This is a genomic window from Roseburia sp. OM03-7AC (assembly GCF_003462625.1).
Taxonomy (GTDB): Bacteria; Bacillota; Clostridia; order Lachnospirales; family Lachnospiraceae; genus Roseburia_C; species Roseburia_C amylophila.
Window position 1 is genome coordinate 42,546 of sequence record NZ_QTZJ01000002.1, and the last position, 18,320, is coordinate 60,865.

Annotated in this window: 15 protein-coding genes and 1 other annotated feature; all 15 genes read left to right on the plus strand. The window is 41.2% G+C overall.

What is annotated here, in order from left to right; genetic code table 11:
• The first annotated feature begins 196 nt into the window (after positions 1–196).
• Positions 197–346 carry a 50S ribosomal protein L33 gene (rpmG, locus tag DXB39_RS06585; RefSeq protein WP_117697288.1) on the plus strand — a complete coding sequence of 50 codons (150 nt, stop codon included), beginning with the start codon at positions 197–199 and terminating at the stop codon, positions 344–346.
• A gap of 45 nt (positions 347–391) precedes the next feature.
• Positions 392–601, plus strand: coding sequence for a preprotein translocase subunit SecE (gene secE / locus DXB39_RS06590; protein ID WP_022242923.1), 210 nt, complete (start codon positions 392–394; stop codon positions 599–601).
• Positions 602–618: 17 nt separating this feature from the next.
• Complete coding sequence (gene nusG / locus DXB39_RS06595) at positions 619–1,137, plus strand: transcription termination/antitermination protein NusG (RefSeq protein ID WP_022242924.1); 519 nt, start codon at positions 619–621, stop codon at positions 1,135–1,137.
• A gap of 15 nt (positions 1,138–1,152) precedes the next feature.
• A complete protein-coding gene (gene rplK / locus DXB39_RS06600; protein WP_117841463.1) occupies positions 1,153–1,578 on the plus strand; it encodes a 50S ribosomal protein L11 in 426 nt (141 codons plus the stop codon).
• A 65-nt stretch (positions 1,579–1,643) separates the two neighbouring features.
• Entirely contained in the window at positions 1,644–2,336 is a 693-nt protein-coding gene (gene rplA, locus DXB39_RS06605) for a 50S ribosomal protein L1 (RefSeq protein ID WP_022242926.1), read from the plus strand.
• A 34-nt stretch (positions 2,337–2,370) separates the two neighbouring features.
• Positions 2,371–2,516, plus strand: a sequence feature (ribosomal protein L10 leader region).
• A gap of 47 nt (positions 2,517–2,563) precedes the next feature.
• Complete coding sequence (rplJ, locus tag DXB39_RS06610; RefSeq protein ID WP_022242927.1) at positions 2,564–3,139, plus strand: 50S ribosomal protein L10; 576 nt, start codon at positions 2,564–2,566, stop codon at positions 3,137–3,139.
• Positions 3,140–3,190: 51 nt separating this feature from the next.
• Complete coding sequence (gene rplL, locus DXB39_RS06615) at positions 3,191–3,565, plus strand: 50S ribosomal protein L7/L12 (protein ID WP_117697286.1); 375 nt, start codon at positions 3,191–3,193, stop codon at positions 3,563–3,565.
• A 162-nt stretch (positions 3,566–3,727) separates the two neighbouring features.
• Positions 3,728–4,048 carry a hypothetical protein gene (locus DXB39_RS06620; RefSeq protein ID WP_022242929.1) on the plus strand — a complete coding sequence of 107 codons (321 nt, stop codon included), beginning with the start codon at positions 3,728–3,730 and terminating at the stop codon, positions 4,046–4,048.
• 166 nt (positions 4,049–4,214) lie between these two features.
• Positions 4,215–4,766, plus strand: coding sequence for a sigma-70 family RNA polymerase sigma factor (locus DXB39_RS06625; protein WP_117841462.1), 552 nt, complete (start codon positions 4,215–4,217; stop codon positions 4,764–4,766).
• A gap of 4 nt (positions 4,767–4,770) precedes the next feature.
• A complete protein-coding gene (locus DXB39_RS06630) occupies positions 4,771–5,925 on the plus strand; it encodes a DUF4179 domain-containing protein (RefSeq protein ID WP_117841461.1) in 1,155 nt (384 codons plus the stop codon).
• Between the two features lie 377 nt (positions 5,926–6,302).
• Positions 6,303–10,160, plus strand: coding sequence for a DNA-directed RNA polymerase subunit beta (gene rpoB / locus DXB39_RS06635; protein WP_022242932.1), 3,858 nt, complete (start codon positions 6,303–6,305; stop codon positions 10,158–10,160).
• Between the two features lie 20 nt (positions 10,161–10,180).
• Positions 10,181–13,852, plus strand: a complete 3,672-nt coding sequence (gene rpoC, locus DXB39_RS06640) for a DNA-directed RNA polymerase subunit beta' (RefSeq protein WP_117697278.1) — start codon at positions 10,181–10,183, stop codon at positions 13,850–13,852.
• 242 nt (positions 13,853–14,094) lie between these two features.
• The gene (locus DXB39_RS06645) at positions 14,095–15,123 is read left to right on the plus strand and encodes a LacI family DNA-binding transcriptional regulator (RefSeq protein ID WP_117841460.1); all 1,029 of its coding nucleotides are present in this window, start codon (positions 14,095–14,097) and stop codon (positions 15,121–15,123) included.
• Positions 15,124–15,235: 112 nt separating this feature from the next.
• Complete coding sequence (locus tag DXB39_RS06650; protein WP_117841459.1) at positions 15,236–16,945, plus strand: sugar phosphorylase; 1,710 nt, start codon at positions 15,236–15,238, stop codon at positions 16,943–16,945.
• Positions 16,942–18,276, plus strand: a complete 1,335-nt coding sequence (locus DXB39_RS06655) for an ABC transporter substrate-binding protein (protein ID WP_117841458.1) — start codon at positions 16,942–16,944, stop codon at positions 18,274–18,276. The genes DXB39_RS06650 and DXB39_RS06655 overlap by 4 nt, the downstream gene beginning before the upstream one ends.
• Positions 18,277–18,320: the final 44 nt, after the last annotated feature.

Here is an 18,320-nt window from a genome sequence, read left to right on the forward strand (position 1 = left end):
GATATACAAAAAATGTTGCAAAAACGCTAGATTTTGTGGTAATATATGTACTGGATTACAAGTTTACAGAGAATGTGAAAAAAGAGTTGACGCTCCATGTGGTTTGTGCTATCATAGACTAGCTTGGAAGTAAGTCTTTTTTTTATGCCTAAAAATAGGCATAGAAAACACAAAGAAAGTAATGGAGGTGGAAGTTGTGCGCACAAAGATTACATTAGCATGCACAGAATGCAAGCAGCGTAATTACAACATGACAAAAGACAAGAAAGCTCATCCAGACAGAATGGAGACAAAGAAGTATTGTAGATTCTGCAAGACTCATACATTACACAAAGAAACAAAATAATTTGTGAATGCGTGACAATGAGCAAAAAGAAAAGGAAGTGACAAAATGGGAGAAACCGAAAACAAGAACACAGCAGTAAAAGAGAGCTGGTTCGCCGGTCTTAAGGCTGAATTCAAAAAAATCATTTGGCCTACAAAAGAATCACTTGCCCGTCAGACAACAGCAGTTGTTATTGTGTCAGTTGTACTTGGTCTGATAATTACACTTCTGGATACAATCATCCAGTACGGTGTGAATTTTCTAGTGAATTTATAATGGAGGCATAGGTGATTATGGCAGAGGCACACTGGTATGTAGTTCATACCTATTCAGGTTATGAGAATAAGGTCAAAGCGAACATCGATAAGGCAATCGAGAACCGGCATTTAGAAGAGCAGATACTCGAAGTCAGAGTACCGATGCAGGATGTTGTCGAGCTTAAGAACGGTGCGAAAAAGCAGGTTCAGAAGAAAATGTTCCCGGGATATGTGCTTATCAATATGGTCATGAATGATGATACCTGGTATGTGGTAAGAAATACCAGAGGCGTAACCGGATTTGTTGGACCGGGATCTAAGCCGGTACCACTCACTGACGCTGAAATGAGACCACTGGGAATCAAGTCAGACAACATTGTCGTAGATTTCGATGAAGGCGATACCGTCGTTGTAATCGGTGGTGTGTGGAAGGACACCATCGGTGTTATCCAGCGTATGGATCACGGAAAACAGATTTGTACGATTAATGTGGATTTATTTGGCCGGGAGACTCCGGTCGAGATTAGTTTTTCAGATGTAAAGAAGATGAATTAAAGGAGGCAACCTCAAATGGCAAAGAAAGTAGAAGGATATATCAAATTGCAGATTCCTGCCGGCAAAGCAACTCCGGCACCACCTGTTGGACCTGCTTTAGGTCAGCACGGTGTGAATATTGTGGAATTCACAAAACAGTTTAATGCAAAAACAGCAGATATGGGAGACACAATCGTTCCTGTAGTTATCACTGTTTACGCAGACAGAAGCTTCAGCTTCATTACAAAAACTCCTCCAGCAGCAGTACTGCTGAAGAAGGCCTGCAACTTAAAGAGTGCATCAGCAACTCCTAACAAGACAAAAGTTGCAAAAATTTCTAAAGCTAAGCTTCAGGAAATCGCTGAGCTGAAAATGCCAGACTTAAATGCTGCATCTGTTGAAGCTGCAATGAGCATGATCGCTGGTACAGCAAGAAGTATGGGTATTGAAGTAGAAGAGTAACCCAGAAGAAACGAAAATACGTGGGAGGGTTCCACTCCCGATAATACCACAGGAGGTTATTTAGAATGAAAAGAGGAAAGAAATATTTAGAAGCTGCAAAATCAATTGATAGAGCAACTTTATATGATCCGGCAGAAGCAATCGGACTTGCAAAGAAAGCAGCCGTTGCAAAATTTGATGAGACTATCGAAGTTCACATTCGTACCGGATGTGACGGACGTCACGCAGATCAGCAGATCCGTGGTGCAGTTGTATTACCACACGGAACTGGTAAAGCTGTAAAAGTATTAGTATTCGCAAAGGGAACCAAATTAGACGAGGCTCAGGCAGCAGGTGCTGATTTCGTTGGTGGAGAGGAATTAATTCCGAAGATCCAGAACGAAGGATGGCTTGACTTCGACGTTGTTGTTGCAACTCCTGATATGATGGGTGTTGTTGGACGTCTTGGTCGTGTACTTGGACCGAAGGGCTTAATGCCAAACCCAAAAGCTGGAACTGTTACTATGGACGTTACCAAGGCAGTAAACGATATCAAAGCCGGAAAAATCGAGTATAGATTAGACAAAGCAAATATTATCCATGTGCCAATTGGAAAAGCATCCTTTAGTGAAGAACAATTAGCGGACAACTTCCAGACTCTTATTGATGCCGTAAACAAAGCAAAACCGGCTACATTAAAAGGTCAGTACATGAAGAGCGTTTCTGTAGCTCCTACCATGGGACCGGGTGTAAAAATCAACCCACTGAAGCTTGTTTAGTTTTTGTTATTGACATCCAAGATATTAATTGCTATAATAGCAAAGCATATTGCCGAAGACAGTAGGTGCCGTAAGGCGTAACCGTAGAGAACCTACCGAGGAAATGCAGATACTTATGTATTTGTAAATGAGATTTCAAATCCTCTCTGTCTTCCACAGAGAGGATTTTTTAAGGTAATGTACCTGTCTTTCGCAAGATGAAAAATAAAGAAGGAGGTGCACGATTCGTGGCAAAAGTAGAACTTAAACAGCCTATCGTACAGGAAATTTCTGAGCAGATTAAAGATGCACAGTCAGTAGTAGTCGTTGACTACCGTGGACTTACCGTTGCAGAAGATACTCAGCTGCGTAAGCAGTTAAGAGAAGCTGGTGTTGCTTATAAAGTATATAAGAATACATTAGTTAATTTTGCAATCAAAGGAACTGATTTCGAAAGCCTTTCCGACGTATTGGAAGGACCAAACGCATTCGCAATTTCAACAACAGATGCAACAGCACCTGCAAGAGTAATTGCTAAATTTGCAAAGACAGCTCCTGCACTTGAGATTAAAGCCGGCGTAGTAGAAGGAACCTTCTATGATGCAGATGGAATGAAAGCAATCGCTACAATCCCATCCAGAGAAGAATTACTTTCCAAATTCCTTGGAAGTATCCAGTCTCCTATTACAAACTTCGCTCGTGTTATTAATCAGATCGCTGAAAAAGGCGGCGCAGCAGACGTAGAAGTTAAGGCAGAAGAGGCAGCACCTGCAGAAGAAGCTCCAGTAGAAGCTCCTGCAGAGGAAGCTCCAGCAGCAGAATAATCTGCAAACCAATTTTATTGAAAACAAAACCAAAAACGGAGGTAAATTAAAATGGCTAAATTAACAACAGCTGAGATGATTGACGCTATCAAAGAGTTAAGCGTATTAGAGTTAAATGAATTAGTAAAAGCTTGTGAAGAAGAGTTCGGTGTATCCGCAGCAGCAGGCGTTGTAGTTGCAGCAGCAGGTGGAGACGCAGCAGCAGCAGAAGAGAAGACTGAGTTTGACGTAGAGTTAACAGAAGTTGGACCAAACAAAGTTAAGGTTATCAAAGTAGTTCGTGAAGCTACTGGCTTAGGCTTAAAAGAAGCAAAAGACTTAGTAGATGGCGCTCCGAAGATCGTAAAAGAGCAGGCTGACAAAGCTACAGCTGATGACATCAAAGCTAAATTAGAAGCTGAAGGTGCTAAAGTAACATTAAAATAATTTTTAATTCACAACTGAATTAGAAATGATAGGAATCGGATTCATAGAAATATGGATCCGATTTTCTTGTAGTTTATAGGACTTTAGACCTATTGACGTAAAAAGAAAATATGTAATAATAGTAGCGTAACTTGAAAACAATATAAGAACAGGAGATTAGTTATGAACACAGGACTTAAGGTATGGCTCTGGATTGTATTTGTAATCAATATCATTTCCGGAGTAATGATGATTCCGTTAATGCTCATTCAGCCACTGCTGATTGTCAGCCTCATTGCAGAAGTGCTTATTATCGTAGGTGCCGGCCTGATTTTGTTTGCACAGAAAAAGGTTGGATTCTATCTGATGATTGCATGTGCAGCAATCGGTCTGGTAATCAATATCTTTGGCGGAGTTGGAGTGGTAAAAAGTATCATCAGCGCAGTATTGTGCCCACTAATTACATACTTATTTATGCAGAAAGACTGGGACAGCTTCCAGTAGAATGAGACATCAACAAGAAGAACCTTCTGGCAGAAATGCTGGAAGGTTCTTTGTTTTATAGAAAATATTTTTATAAAAGTGATAGATTTAAGACACCAGATTCGTAATAATAAGTGTAGCTGCAAAAATGCAAACCATGGTGCATGAAGCAAAAGGCAGGATAACAATGAAGATAACAGAGAAGAATTATATTCAGCAATTACAATTGCATAATGAAGAAGCATTGATTTATGTCATAGATATGTATGGTGGATTGCTTAAGGCAGTCATCCGGAAACACTTATTTACCATGCCACAGAAACAGGAAGAATGCATGAACGATGTGCTGCTTTCCATCTGGGAACACGCAGCATCCTTTGATGATAAGAAGAACAGCTTCAAGAACTGGGCGGCAGCCATTGCCCGGTACGAAGCCATCGACTATCTTAGAAAATATAAGCGGGACTTGGAACAGCTTTGTATGGATGATGTGACAGCGGCGGAAAATGACAGGATGTTAGAACAACTGATAGAAGGGGAATTAAGCCATGAAGTAGAACAATTGCTTTTGTGCCTGAAACCTCTTGACCGGAAAATATTTATGAAATTATTTGTAGAGGAAGAATCTGTAGAGCAGATAAGCGAAGATACCGGACTTCCGAGAGATGTCATTTACAACCGGGTATCCAGAGGAAAGCAGAAAATGAGAAACATGTATTTGAAACAGAAGGAGGCATGAAGAGATGAAAGACGATAAAATCTATGAAATGTTAAATGATGCGGAAATTGATTTGAATGAATATGAAGTAGAAGAGTTATCCTTCGAAGAAAAGGAACGGTATAAAACGAGAATCCGGATGGAGGTAAAACGTATGAACATGGAAACAAGGAATAAGAAAAATAAAAATATAAGAAAAATTGCGGCAGGAATGGCAGCAGCCTGTGCGGTTGCAGTAGGAGTAGCAGGATTTTCTAATTCTGCACTGGCAGACAGCATCTACAGCAACACAATCGGAAAACTGATTGGCGCAACACAGGGAGATAAAGATGAAAAGGAACTTTCGGATATCTATTCTACCATTGGAAAAGAGTCCACGGAATTGGCTTCGGATAATCAGTGTGTGCTGGAAACAGACCAGAGTGGAGTAAAGATAAGCGTTTCGGATGTGTATTGCGATGGTTACCTGCTTTACTACACAACCACCCTTAGCACAGACAATGAAAAACTGAATGAATCAGACTGGATTATGGGACCGCAGAGTGATAAGGTGATGGAAAATGTTTCTATCAATGAAACCCTGATTCAGTCGGCAATCGGGCAGCCTTTTGAAAAGGCAGAGGACGGAAGCTATGTGAAGATGGAACAAATTGATTTATCAACATTGACTGATGAAAATGATAATCCGATTGATATTTCGGACTTGAAAGATTTTACCGTAACCTGGAGCATAGACACCTTGGAAGGCTATCTTTCCGATGCATGGGATGAAAATGGAGAATATCAGACCACCACAAAAGTAAGCGGAGACTGGCAGCTCTCCTTCCCGGTGCATGTGGATACTTCCAAGAATGAGACTATCGCAGTAAATAAAGAAGATAATGGTGTTGCAGTAAGTCAGGTGATCAAAACCGGTGCCGTCTTGAACGTTGACATGCAGCTCCCGGATATTACCGGCGCACCGTACAATGACCCACATAATGACCCGGATATATTTATTACCGACGAAGCAGGCAATGCAATGTGGTGGTTAGGCGGCCGGTTTACCCCAAATGAGGATGGAAGCCAGAGTGAACGGATTATGCTGCTTTATAATGGAGAGAGTACAATCCATATATCCGTAACCAACAAAAATGGTGCAGGTGAAAGTATTGCAGAACTGGATGTGGACTTAAAATAAAACCGGAATCAATAAAATAGATAATGAAATATGTAATAGAATAGAAAAATAAAGAAAAAGGGTAAAGAAAAAAGCAGCTATGGGATGCAAAGAAAAAAGCATTTCATGGCTGCTTTTTCTGATATTAGACAGCTATAAAAAACGCAGATGGCAGGCTGCATCACTGCGAGGATGAAAATTATTCCCCAATATTGAAAAATATATGCATATTGTGCGAAAATAATGCTTGACTTTAGAAAACTACTTGTGGTATCATATACGTTGCACTATTGTGGTGAGGTGGCTTTACTATATCCTTTTTTAGGAAATGAAGCCCGAAGAATATAATTTGCTGAAATTTAGTGGATTGAGAATAAAAAACGAGAGGTGAAACGTCAATGGAGAAAAACAGAATACGTCCGGTGAAGGCTGGAAAAGGCATACGTATGAGTTACTCAAGACAAAAAGAGGTATTGGAAATGCCAAACCTGATTGAGGTCCAGAAGGATTCCTATCAGTGGTTCTTAGACGAGGGCCTGAAAGAAGTGTTTGCAGATATCTCTCCGATTGAGGATTATAGCGGACATCTTAGCTTGGAATTTGTGGATTTCACATTATGTGAGGATGATGTGAAGTATACAATTCCGGAGTGTAAACAGAGAGACGCAACTTATGCAGCTCCTTTGAAGGTAAAAGTCAGACTGTATAACAAAGAAACAGATGAAATTAATGAACATGAGATTTTTATGGGCGATTTACCTCTCATGACAGAGACCGGAACCTTCGTTATCAATGGAGCAGAGCGTGTTATCGTAAGCCAGTTGGTTCGTTCCCCTGGTATTTACTATGGCATTGCGCATGATAAAGTAGGTAAGGAACTCTATTCCTGTACCGTAATCCCAAACCGTGGAGCATGGTTAGAGTATGAAACAGACTCTAATGATATTTTCTATGTACGTGTTGACCGTACCAGAAAAGTGCCAATCACAGTATTACTGCGTGCATTAGGACTGGGAACCAACCAGGAAATTATAGATTTATTTGGTGAAGAGCCAAAGATTTTAGCATCTTTTGGAAAAGACGTTGCTACAAGCTACGAGGAAGGTCTTCTGGAATTATATAAGAAGATTCGTCCGGGCGAGCCTCTTTCTGTTGACAGTGCAGAGAGCCTGATTACCGCAATGTTCTTCGACCCAAGACGTTATGACCTGGCAAAAGTAGGTCGTTATAAATTTAACAAGAAGCTGGCATTTAAGAACCGTTTACGCGGAAAAGTGCTGGCTGAAGATGTTGTTCTTGAGACTACCGGAGAGGTAATCGAAAAAGGAACAGAGCTGACCAGAGAGCTTGCAGAAGAGATTCAGAACGCAGCTGTTCCGGCAGTATATATTGCTACAGAAGAAAGAAATGAAAAAGTTCTTTCTAATATGATGGTAGACCTCACTACCTATGTTGATGTAGTACCGAAGGAAGTTGGTATTACTGAGCTGGTATATTATCCGGCATTAAAGAAAATCCTGGATGAAAATGAATCCTTGGAAGATATCAAGGAAGCAATTCGTAAAAACGTATCTGAACTGGTTCCGAAGCATATCACCAAGGAAGATATTTTCGCATCCATTAACTACAATATGCACTTGGAGTGGGGCATTGGAAATGATGACGATATTGACCACTTAGGCAACCGTCGTATCCGTGCCGTAGGTGAGTTATTACAGAACCAGTACAGAATCGGACTTTCCAGAATGGAACGTGTGGTTCGTGAGCGTATGACCACCCAGGATCAGGAAGGAATTTCTCCACAGAGCCTGATTAATATCAAACCGGTAACCGCAGCAGTGAAAGAGTTCTTCGGATCTTCCCAGCTGTCACAGTTCATGGATCAGAACAACCCGCTGGGTGAGCTGACACATAAGAGACGTTTATCCGCATTAGGACCAGGTGGTTTATCCAGAGACCGTGCTGGATTCGAGGTTCGAGACGTACACTACTCCCATTACGGAAGAATGTGCCCTATTGAGACTCCTGAAGGACCGAACATCGGACTTATCAACTCACTGGCATGTTATGCAAGAATTAACGAATATGGTTTCATTGAGGCACCATATCGTAAGATTGATAAAACAGATCCTAAGAATCCGCGTGTTACAGAAGATGTTGTATACATGACCGCAGACGAAGAGGATAATTACCATGTAGCACAGGCGAATGAAAAACTGGATGAAGAAGGACATTTCGTAAGAAATTCCGTTTCCGGCCGTTACTTAGACGAGACACAGGAATATGACAAGCAGATGTTTGATTATATGGACGTATCTCCTAAGATGGTATTTTCAGTTGCTACTGCATTGATTCCGTTCTTGCAGAATGACGATGCGAACCGTGCACTGATGGGATCCAACATGCAGCGTCAGGCAGTACCTCTTCTTACCACAGAAGCTCCTGTAGTAGGAACCGGTATGGAAACCAAAACTGCAGTAGACTCCGGTGTATGTGTAGTTGCAAAGAAATCCGGTACTATTGAAAAATCTGAGTCAAATCAGATTACCGTGAAGAATGATGATGGAACAAGAGATGTATACAAACTGACCAAGTTCTCACGAAGCAACCAGTCCAACTGCTACAACCAGAGACCAATTGTGTTCAAAGGTGATCATGTAGAAGCTGGAGAAGTAATTGCTGATGGACCATCTACCTCTAATGGTGAGCTTGCCCTTGGAAAGAACCCGTTAATCGGATTCATGACATGGGAAGGTTACAACTACGAGGACGCTGTTCTTCTGAGCGAAAGATTAGTACAGGATGATGTTTATACATCTGTTCATATTGAAGAGTATGAAGCAGAAGCCCGTGATACTAAATTAGGACCGGAAGAAATTACAAGAGACGTTCCTGGTGTCGGCGATGATGCGTTGAAAGACCTTGATGAAAGAGGAATCATCCGTATCGGTGCAGAAGTCCGTGCCGGTGATATTCTGGTAGGTAAGGTTACTCCAAAGGGAGAGACAGAGCTTACTGCAGAAGAAAGACTGTTACGTGCCATCTTCGGTGAGAAAGCAAGAGAAGTAAGGGACACTTCCCTGAAAGTACCACATGGTGAATATGGTATCATTGTAGAGGCGAAAGTATTTACAAGAGAAAATGGTGACGAATTATCCCCTGGTGTAAATCAGGCAGTTCGTATTTACATTGCACAGAAGAGAAAAATCTCCGTTGGAGATAAGATGGCTGGACGTCATGGTAACAAGGGTGTCGTTTCACGTGTACTTCCGGTAGAAGATATGCCATTCCTGCCGAACGGTCGTCCGCTGGATATTGTATTGAACCCATTGGGTGTACCTTCCCGTATGAATATCGGTCAGGTCCTGGAGATTCACTTAAGTCTTGCAGCGAAAGCACTTGGATTTAACATTGAGACTCCTGTATTTGATGGCGCACGGGAGATTGATATTCAGGATACCCTGGAACTGGCAAATGATTATGTTAACTCCACATGGGAAGAATTTGAAGCAAAATATAAAGATACACTGCGTGAAGATGTAATGCAGTATCTTTCCGATAACAGAGACCACAGAGAATTATGGAAGGGTGTTCCGATTTCCCGTGATGGAAAGGTTCAGCTTCGTGACGGACGTACCGGAGAAGAATTTGACTCACCGGTTACCATTGGACACATGCATTACCTGAAACTGCATCATCTGGTAGATGATAAGATTCATGCACGTTCTACCGGTCCTTACTCCTTAGTAACACAGCAGCCTCTGGGTGGTAAAGCTCAGTTTGGTGGACAGCGTTTCGGAGAGATGGAGGTTTGGGCACTGGAAGCTTATGGTGCATCTTACACATTACAGGAGATTCTGACTGTGAAGTCCGACGACGTGGTTGGCCGTGTGAAGACATACGAAGCAATCATTAAGGGTGACAATATCCCTGAACCGGGAATCCCAGAATCCTTCAAGGTACTTCTCAAAGAACTTCAGTCCCTTGGTCTTGATGTCAGAGTATTAGACGAAGACCGTAACGAAGTTGAACTGATGGAGACCAGCGAATATGGTAACACAGATTTGAATTCCATTATCTCAGGCGATAAAGATTTCGCGTTTGAAGACAGTGAGTCCTTCGGAAAGATGGGCTTTACCAAACAGGAATTTGATTCTGAGAGTGGAGAACTCAACAACGTAGAAGAAGAGGAAGAGGATGATGACGCAGGCTTCGATTTTGACGATGCTGCCGATGAAGTTCTTGACGAAGAATAAATAGGAAGGGAGTGTCATTAATGCCAGGAACAGTAAAACAGGAAACTTACCAGCCGATACAGTTTGATGCAATTCAGATTGGTCTGGCATCACCTGAGAAAATCAGAGAGTGGTCCAGAGGAGAAGTTAAGAAACCTGAGACCATTAACTATAGAACTTTGAAACCGGAAAAAGACGGATTATTCTGTGAGAAGATTTTTGGACCGAGCAAAGACTGGGAATGTCATTGTGGTAAGTACAAAAAGATTCGTTATAAAGGTGTTGTCTGCGACCGCTGTGGTGTTGAAATCACCAAAGCCAGCGTTCGTAGAGAGCGTATGGGACATATCGAGCTTGCAGCTCCGGTATCCCATATCTGGTACTTCAAAGGAATTCCATCCCGTATGGGATTAATCTTAGATCTTTCTCCAAGAACATTGGAGAAGGTTCTGTACTTTGCTTCCTATATCGTACTGGATGCAGGTTCTACAGATTTATCTGTAAAGCAGGTATTATCCGAGCAGGAATATCAGGATGCAAGGGAAAAATATGGCAGCTCTTTCCGTGTTGGAATGGGTGCAGAAGCCATTCTTGAGTTATTACAGGCAATTGACCTGGAAAAAGACGCAGCAGAGCTGAAAGCAGAATTAAAAGATGCTACCGGCCAGAAACGTGCAAGAATCATCAAGAGACTGGAAGTGGTAGAATCCTTCCGTGAATCCGGAAACAAACCGGAGTGGATGATTATGACCGTTATCCCCGTTATCCCACCAGATTTACGTCCTATGGTACAGCTGGATGGTGGACGTTTTGCAACATCTGATTTAAATGATTTATATCGTAGAATTATCAATAGAAACAACCGTCTGAGAAGATTGTTAGAGTTAGGTGCACCTGATATCATCGTTCGTAACGAGAAGAGAATGCTACAGGAAGCAGTAGATGCCCTGATTGACAACGGTAGAAGAGGAAGACCGGTAACCGGACCTGGTAACCGTGCTCTGAAATCTCTGTCCGATATGCTGAAAGGTAAATCTGGACGTTTCCGTCAGAACCTTCTTGGAAAACGTGTAGACTACTCTGGACGTTCCGTTATCGTCGTAGGACCGGAACTTAAGATTTATCAGTGTGGTCTGCCAAAAGAAATGGCAATCGAGCTGTTTAAACCGTTTGTTATGAAAGAGCTGGTTGCAAACGGAACTGCACACAATATTAAGAGTGCAAAGAAGATGGTTGAAAGATTACAGCCGGAAGTCTGGGATGTCTTAGAAGACGTCATCAAAGAGCATCCGGTTATGCTGAACCGTGCTCCTACACTGCACAGACTCGGTATTCAGGCATTTGAGCCAATCCTGGTAGAAGGTAAAGCAATTAAGCTTCACCCATTGGTATGTACCGCATACAACGCCGACTTCGACGGAGACCAGATGGCTGCCCATTTACCACTGTCACAGGAAGCACAGGCAGAATGCCGTTTTATGCTGCTTTCACCGAACAACCTGTTAAAACCTTCTGATGGAGGCCCTGTAGCCGTTCCTTCACAGGATATGGTTCTTGGTATCTACTATCTGACACAGGAAAGACCAGGTTCCTTAGGAGAAGGTGGATACTATAAGAGCGTAAACGAAGCAATTCTGGCATATGAGAATCAGGCACTTACACTGCATTCCAGAATCCATGTGCGTGTTCATAAGACAATGCCGGATGGAACTGTTAAGACTGGTGTCGTTGAGTCAACACTGGGAAGATTTATCTTCAATGAAATCATTCCTCAGGATTTAGGTTTTGTAGATAGAAGCAAGCCTGAAAATGAACTGGTACTGGAAATCGATTTCCATGTGGCAAAGAAACAGTTAAAACAGATTCTGGAAAAAGTTATTAATACACACGGAGCAACCAAGACCGCTGAAGTATTAGACGATATTAAGTCCATGGGTTACAAGTACTCTACAAGAGCAGCTATGACCGTATCTATTTCAGATATGACAGTACCGCCTCAGAAACCGGAAATGATTGCAAAGGCTCAGGATACGGTAGACCGCATTTCAAGACAGTACAAACGTGGTCTTATTACAGAGGAAGAGCGTTACAAAGAAGTTGTTGAAACATGGAAAGAGACTGATGATGAGCTGACAGAAGCACTGCTTTCCGGTCTGGATAAATACAACAACATCTTCATGATGGCAGATTCCGGAGCCCGTGGTTCTGATAAACAGATTAAACAGTTAGCAGGTATGCGTGGTTTGATGGCTGATACAACCGGTAGAACAATCGAGCTGCCTATCAAATCAAACTTCCGTGAAGGTCTTGAAGTATTGGAGTACTTCATGTCCGCACATGGAGCCCGAAAAGGTATGTCCGATACTGCGTTACGTACCGCCGATTCCGGTTACTTAACCAGACGTCTGGTAGACGTATCACAGGATCTGATTGTCCGTGAATCTGATTGCTGCGCAGGCACAGGAAGAGAGATTCCTGGTATGTATGTCAAAGCATTCATGGATGGAAAAGAAGAAATCGAAAGTCTTGAAGAGCGTATTACAGGAAGATTCTCCTGTGAGACAATTTGCGATAAAGATGGTAATGTGCTTGTAAAAGCAAACCATATGATTACACCAAAACGTGCTGCAGCAATTATGAGCAAGGGTGTAGATGAGAATGGAGAGCCATTAACCAAGGTTAAAATCCGTACCATTCTTACCTGCCGTTCCCACATCGGAGTTTGTGCAAAATGTTATGGAAGCAATATGGCTACCGGTCAGGCGGTACAGGTTGGTGAAGCAGTTGGTATTATCGCAGCTCAGTCTATCGGAGAACCTGGTACACAGCTTACCATGAGAACATTCCACAACGGTGGTGTTGCCGGTGACGATATTACACAGGGTCTTCCTCGTGTCGAGGAGCTGTTTGAGGCAAGAAAGCCTAAGGGACTTGCAATTATCACAGAATTTGGTGGTGTTGCAACCATTAAAGATACCAAGAAGAAACGTGAGATCATTGTAACAAACAATGAAACAGGTGAGACTAAGACTTATCTGATTCCTTACGGTTCCAGAATTAAGATTATGGATGGCGCAGTATTAGAGGCTGGTGATGAACTGACCGAAGGTTCTGTAAATCCACACGATATCCTTAAGATTAAGGGCGTACGTGCCGTACAGGATTACCTGATTCAGGAAGTACAGCGTGTATACCGTCTGCAGGGTGTTGAGATTAATGATAAACATATCGAGGTTATCGTTCGTCAGATGTTAAAGAAGATTCGTATTGAAAATAACGGAGATTCTGAGTTCCTGCCAGGAACATTAGTAGATAATCTGGATTACGAAGAGATGAATGAGCAGTTAGAGGAAGAAGGCAAAGAGCCGGCAGAAGGTAAACAGGTATTACTTGGTATTACCAAAGCATCTTTGGCAACCAACTCCTTCTTATCAGCAGCATCCTTCCAGGAGACAACTAAGGTTCTGACAGAAGCAGCTATCAAGGGCAAGATTGACCCATTGATTGGTCTGAAAGAGAACGTAATTATCGGTAAGCTGATTCCGGCTGGTACTGGTATGAAGCGTTATCGTAACATCAAACTGAACACAGATGTAAACGAAGAGGAAGAACTCTCCTTTGATGATTTTGACGGATTCGATGAAGCACCTGTGACAGATGAAATCGAAGAGACAGAAGCAAAAGAAGAAGTAACTGCTTCTACAGAAGAATAAGAGTCAGTTCTGTGAACTGGCAGAGCTAATGGAAGGGAAGCTCTGGCTTGATAGGCCGGAGTTTCCCTTCCTGACATATATAAGAATAGATTCACCGGATGAAGATGCAGACTTGGATAGATTGAACAAAAATGGAAAATACATTTTGTGTATAATTTTATGAAGAGAGATGTTGACGAAATTACTAACATTATGTATAATGACAACGTAAGACAAAGAAAGATGGGTTGTGAAAAGTGCATATGACAACGAAAGACAATAAGAAGAAATCAAGTAATGTAACAATAGTGGATGTGGCGGATATGTGTGGAGTTTCCGTAAAAACAGTATCAAGAGTTGTAAATCAGGACTCTAATGTATCGGAGCGCACCCGAAAAAAAGTATTAGATGCAATTAAGGAAACGGGATATCAGGTAAATATGTTTGCCCGGGGATTGAAAGGACAGAAAACCAATATAATCATGATATTTACCGACCGGCATGGAGAAGAACATTTGAGCAACTGGCATACTTTGATGCTGAAATACCTTTTCCGCTATGCAAAAGAAAGTGGAATGAAGGTTGTGATGTCACCATCTAACAGTACAAGGTGTATTGATGATGATACAGACGGATTTACTCTGCTGGCAAATGGAATGGCAGATGGCGCAATCCTGCTGGAAAATGTACACAGTGACCCGAGGGCAGTATATTTCCGGGAACACAATATTCCGTATGTAATGTTTGGAGAACCGGATGATGATGAGACCTACGCCGTCAGTCTGGATAACTATCAGGTAGGATATAAAGGCGGTGAATATCTGACTGGCTGCAGATACCGCAATATAGCATTTTTGGTCGGAGAAGCAAAGTTCTTATCTACACAGAACCGTATAAAAGGATTTGAAGATTCCGTAAAAGGAAAAGAGGGAAAATACAGAGTTTATTCTGGTGTAAATTCCATACAGCTTGCGTATGAAAAAGCCAATGAATTGCTGGCAGAGGGAAATGTGGACGCTTTCTTCATATCAGGAGATGAAAGAGCACTCGGTGTTTATCAGGCAATACATGAACATGGGCTGAGGATTCCAGAAGATGTTGCGGTATTAGGTGTAGACAATATTCCGATTGGAAAATATTATTATCCAAGAATATCAACAATTGATCAGAATTTTGAACAATTGGCAAAAGAGTGTATTGACCGGCTGGTAAAATTAATTAGAGGTGAAAAAATAGAAGGTGGAAAAGTAATAGAGTTCCAGCCTGAAGTATTAGAAAGAGAGTCAACTTAATACGAAGCCGGGGAGAAATCTCCGGCAGAAAAAATTATTTTTTTAACATAAAATGACAACGTTGTCAACAAATGACAAAATTGTTTAACAACCTGATACATAGGAGAAAATTATGAGACAGGAACTGGAAAAAGAATTAAGAGAATTATATAGACAGATATATGGAGAAAAGGAAGCAGAACAGCTGTTGAAGGATGTGGATGAATTGATAAAAAATAGTCCGCAGAAGAATACAAAGCAATGGCTTACACAGAAAGACGCAGTTCTGATTACTTATGGTGATTCTATCACAGATAAAGAAGAACCGGGACTTAAAGTATTAAATGATTTTTTGAAAAAGCATGTAGCGGATGCTATCAGTATAGTACATATTCTGCCGATGTTTCCCTATACATCAGATGATGGCTTTTCGGTGAGCGATTACAGAAAAGTAAATCCGGCACTGGGTGACTGGGAAGATGTAAACAGACTTGGTGAATCGTATGATTTAATGTTTGATGCAGTAATTAATCACTGTTCAAAATCAAATGAATGGTTTCAAAAATGTTTAAAAGGAGAAAAACCATATAAAGACTTTTTTATAGAAGCAGATCCAAAGGCTGATTACAGCAAAGTGACCAGACCAAGAGCACTTCCTTTGCTGACAGAATTTGACACTAAGGAAGGGAAAAAGAGCTATTGGACAACATTTAGTACGGATCAGATTGACTTAAATTATCAGAGTATTGATTTATACAAAGAAATCTTATCTATTCTTTTGTACTATACACAGAATGGTGCAAGAATGATTCGGCTGGATGCAATTGGTTTTTTGTGGAAAGAACTTGGAACAACATGTATGCATCTTCCGCAGACACATAAGGTGGTGCAGAGTTTCCGCAAAATTTTAGATGAAGCAGCACCGGGAACATTGATTATTACGGAGACAAATGTGCCTCATAAAGAAAATATCAGTTATTTTGGTGAGGGCGAAAAAGAAGCACATATGGTATACCAGTTTCCACTGCCACCATTGGTTATGTTTTCGATTCTTACAGGGAACTCTGAAAAATTAACAGAATGGGCAAAAAATTTATCGGAACCACCGGTGGGATGTACCTATTTTAATTTCTTGAGTTCCCATGATGGAATTGGTGTCCGTCCGGTAGAGGGAATATTAACAAAGGAAGAAATTCAGCTTATGGTTGATGCAACTCTTCGGAATGGTGGAGAAGTCTCTTATAAAGATAATGGAGACGGAACAAAAAGTCCATATGAATTAAATATCAATTATCAGGATGCACTTGCCTCCCCGGAAGATTCGGATGAGATCAGAATAAAAAGATTTCTTGCAGCAGAAACAATTTTACTTAGTATGCAGGGACTTCCTGCAATTTATATTCATAGTCTTCTGGGTTCCAGAAATGATTATTATGATAAGGCAGTATCTGGAATTTACAGAAGAATAAACCGGGAACAGCTGGACGTAAGCTGGCTGGAGAGACAGCTTACAGAAGAAACAAACCGGAAGAAAATATTCGAAGAACTAATCCGGAGAATTAATATCCGGAAAGAACATCCGGCATTTGCACCGGAGGCAAAACAGGAAGTAATCCAGACTTCTTCCAAGGTCTTTCACATCAGAAGATTTACGGAGGAAGAACGGCTTACCATATATATTAATATTTCAGAGGAAGTGTGGCAGAGTGGTGAGAATGAAGTGAGTGGAAAAAATCTTCTGACCGGTAAGGAGATAAAAGGAACACTTGTACTTTCTGGCTATGAAGCAGCATGGATTCTGGAAAATAACTCACACAATAAAGGAAAAGGAGAAGGAATATGAAGAAGAAAATTTTAAGCATGATGTTAGTAGCAGCAATGACCGTTGGAACATTGGCTGGCTGCGGCAGCAATTCAGGAAATGGAAATTCTGAAAAAGGAACAGATACGACAGCAGATGCAGGAGAAGAGGTTACTATCCAGTTTATGCATATGCAGGTAGAGCAGGAAAGACAGGATGTAATTGCAAAACTGATTGAAGAGTTTGAAGCAGAGAATCCTGGAATTAAGGTAGAACAGATGCCTACAAATGAGGATGATTATGATACAAAAATCACATCCCTTGGTGGAACCGGTGTACTTCCGGCAGTTATGGAATTCTCACAGGATCAGGCAAAGACAAGTGTAACGAATGATTTTATTGATTTGGAAGCAAATAAAGAGGTTATTGACGGAAAAGGTGAAGATGCTTTCTTTGATGGAGCATTAAACGTAATTAAAACAGAAGATGGAAATGACTATGTTGGAGTTCCTGTTTCCGGATGGGTACAGGGAATCTGGTGTAATACAGCAATGTTAAAGGAAAAAGGATTTGATGTACCTCAGAACTGGGATGATGTATTAGAAATTGCAAAAGCATTTTATGATCCGGACAACAAACAGTACGGAATTGCATTACCTACATCAGAATCTGCATTTAGTGAACAGGTATTTTCACAGTTCGCAATTTCCAATGGAGCAAATGTATTTGATGCAGATGGAAATGTAACCATTGATACACCGGAAATGAAAGAAGCATTAGATTTCTATAAAGAGCTTTCATCTTATTCTATGCCGGGTTCTACTGAAGTTGCAGATGTAAAAGATGCATTTATAAATCAGAATGCACCATTATGCCTGTATTCTACTTATATTTTAAGTGCTGTTCAGGAAGCAGGTTTCCTGGATGATGTAGAACTGGCATTACCAAATAAGACACAGCAGGCAGCATATGGTTGCGTTATCGTATTATCCATTGCTTCCGGATTAAGTGATGCAGAGAAAGCAGCAGCAGAGAAATTTGTATCCTTTATGCTGGAAAAAGAAAACAATGAATCCTGGCTTCTGATGGCTCCTGGTGGAATCCAGCCGGTATTAGGTGAAGTAGCAGAAGATGCAGCATACAAAGAGAATGAAGCAATTGTTCCACTGGCACATCTCTTAGACGAAGTTGGAGTAGCATTTGATAATCTTAAGCTGTTCGGATGTGTAGATGGTAAAAATTACATGGTAATGGGTGATGTTACCAACAAAGGAATTTTAAGCAAGATGATTAACAACGTAGTAGTACAGGGAAGCGACTCTCAGACAGAGCTGACAAATGCTCAGGCAGAAGTTGAAGCAATGCTGAAATAAGAAAAATGATATGGAAGGGGCACAGGATATTATGTGCCCCGGAA

Excerpts from the sequence above, each read along its gene's own strand:
- secE (WP_022242923.1), top strand. The coding sequence starts at position 392 with ATGGGAGAAACCGAAAACAAGAACACAGCAGTAAAAGAGAGCTGGTTC.
- nusG (WP_022242924.1), top strand. The coding sequence starts at position 619 with ATGGCAGAGGCACACTGGTATGTAGTTCATACCTATTCAGGTTATGAG.
- rplK (WP_117841463.1), top strand. The coding sequence starts at position 1,153 with ATGGCAAAGAAAGTAGAAGGATATATCAAATTGCAGATTCCTGCCGGC.
- rplA (WP_022242926.1), top strand. The coding sequence starts at position 1,644 with ATGAAAAGAGGAAAGAAATATTTAGAAGCTGCAAAATCAATTGATAGA.
- rplL (WP_117697286.1), top strand. The coding sequence starts at position 3,191 with ATGGCTAAATTAACAACAGCTGAGATGATTGACGCTATCAAAGAGTTA.
- DXB39_RS06620 (WP_022242929.1), top strand. The coding sequence starts at position 3,728 with ATGAACACAGGACTTAAGGTATGGCTCTGGATTGTATTTGTAATCAAT.
- DXB39_RS06625 (WP_117841462.1), top strand. The coding sequence starts at position 4,215 with ATGAAGATAACAGAGAAGAATTATATTCAGCAATTACAATTGCATAAT.
- DXB39_RS06630 (WP_117841461.1), top strand. The coding sequence starts at position 4,771 with ATGAAAGACGATAAAATCTATGAAATGTTAAATGATGCGGAAATTGAT.
- rpoB (WP_022242932.1), top strand. The coding sequence starts at position 6,303 with ATGGAGAAAAACAGAATACGTCCGGTGAAGGCTGGAAAAGGCATACGT.
- rpoC (WP_117697278.1), top strand. The coding sequence starts at position 10,181 with ATGCCAGGAACAGTAAAACAGGAAACTTACCAGCCGATACAGTTTGAT.
- DXB39_RS06645 (WP_117841460.1), top strand. The coding sequence starts at position 14,095 with ATGACAACGAAAGACAATAAGAAGAAATCAAGTAATGTAACAATAGTG.
- DXB39_RS06650 (WP_117841459.1), top strand. The coding sequence starts at position 15,236 with ATGAGACAGGAACTGGAAAAAGAATTAAGAGAATTATATAGACAGATA.
- DXB39_RS06655 (WP_117841458.1), top strand. The coding sequence starts at position 16,942 with ATGAAGAAGAAAATTTTAAGCATGATGTTAGTAGCAGCAATGACCGTT.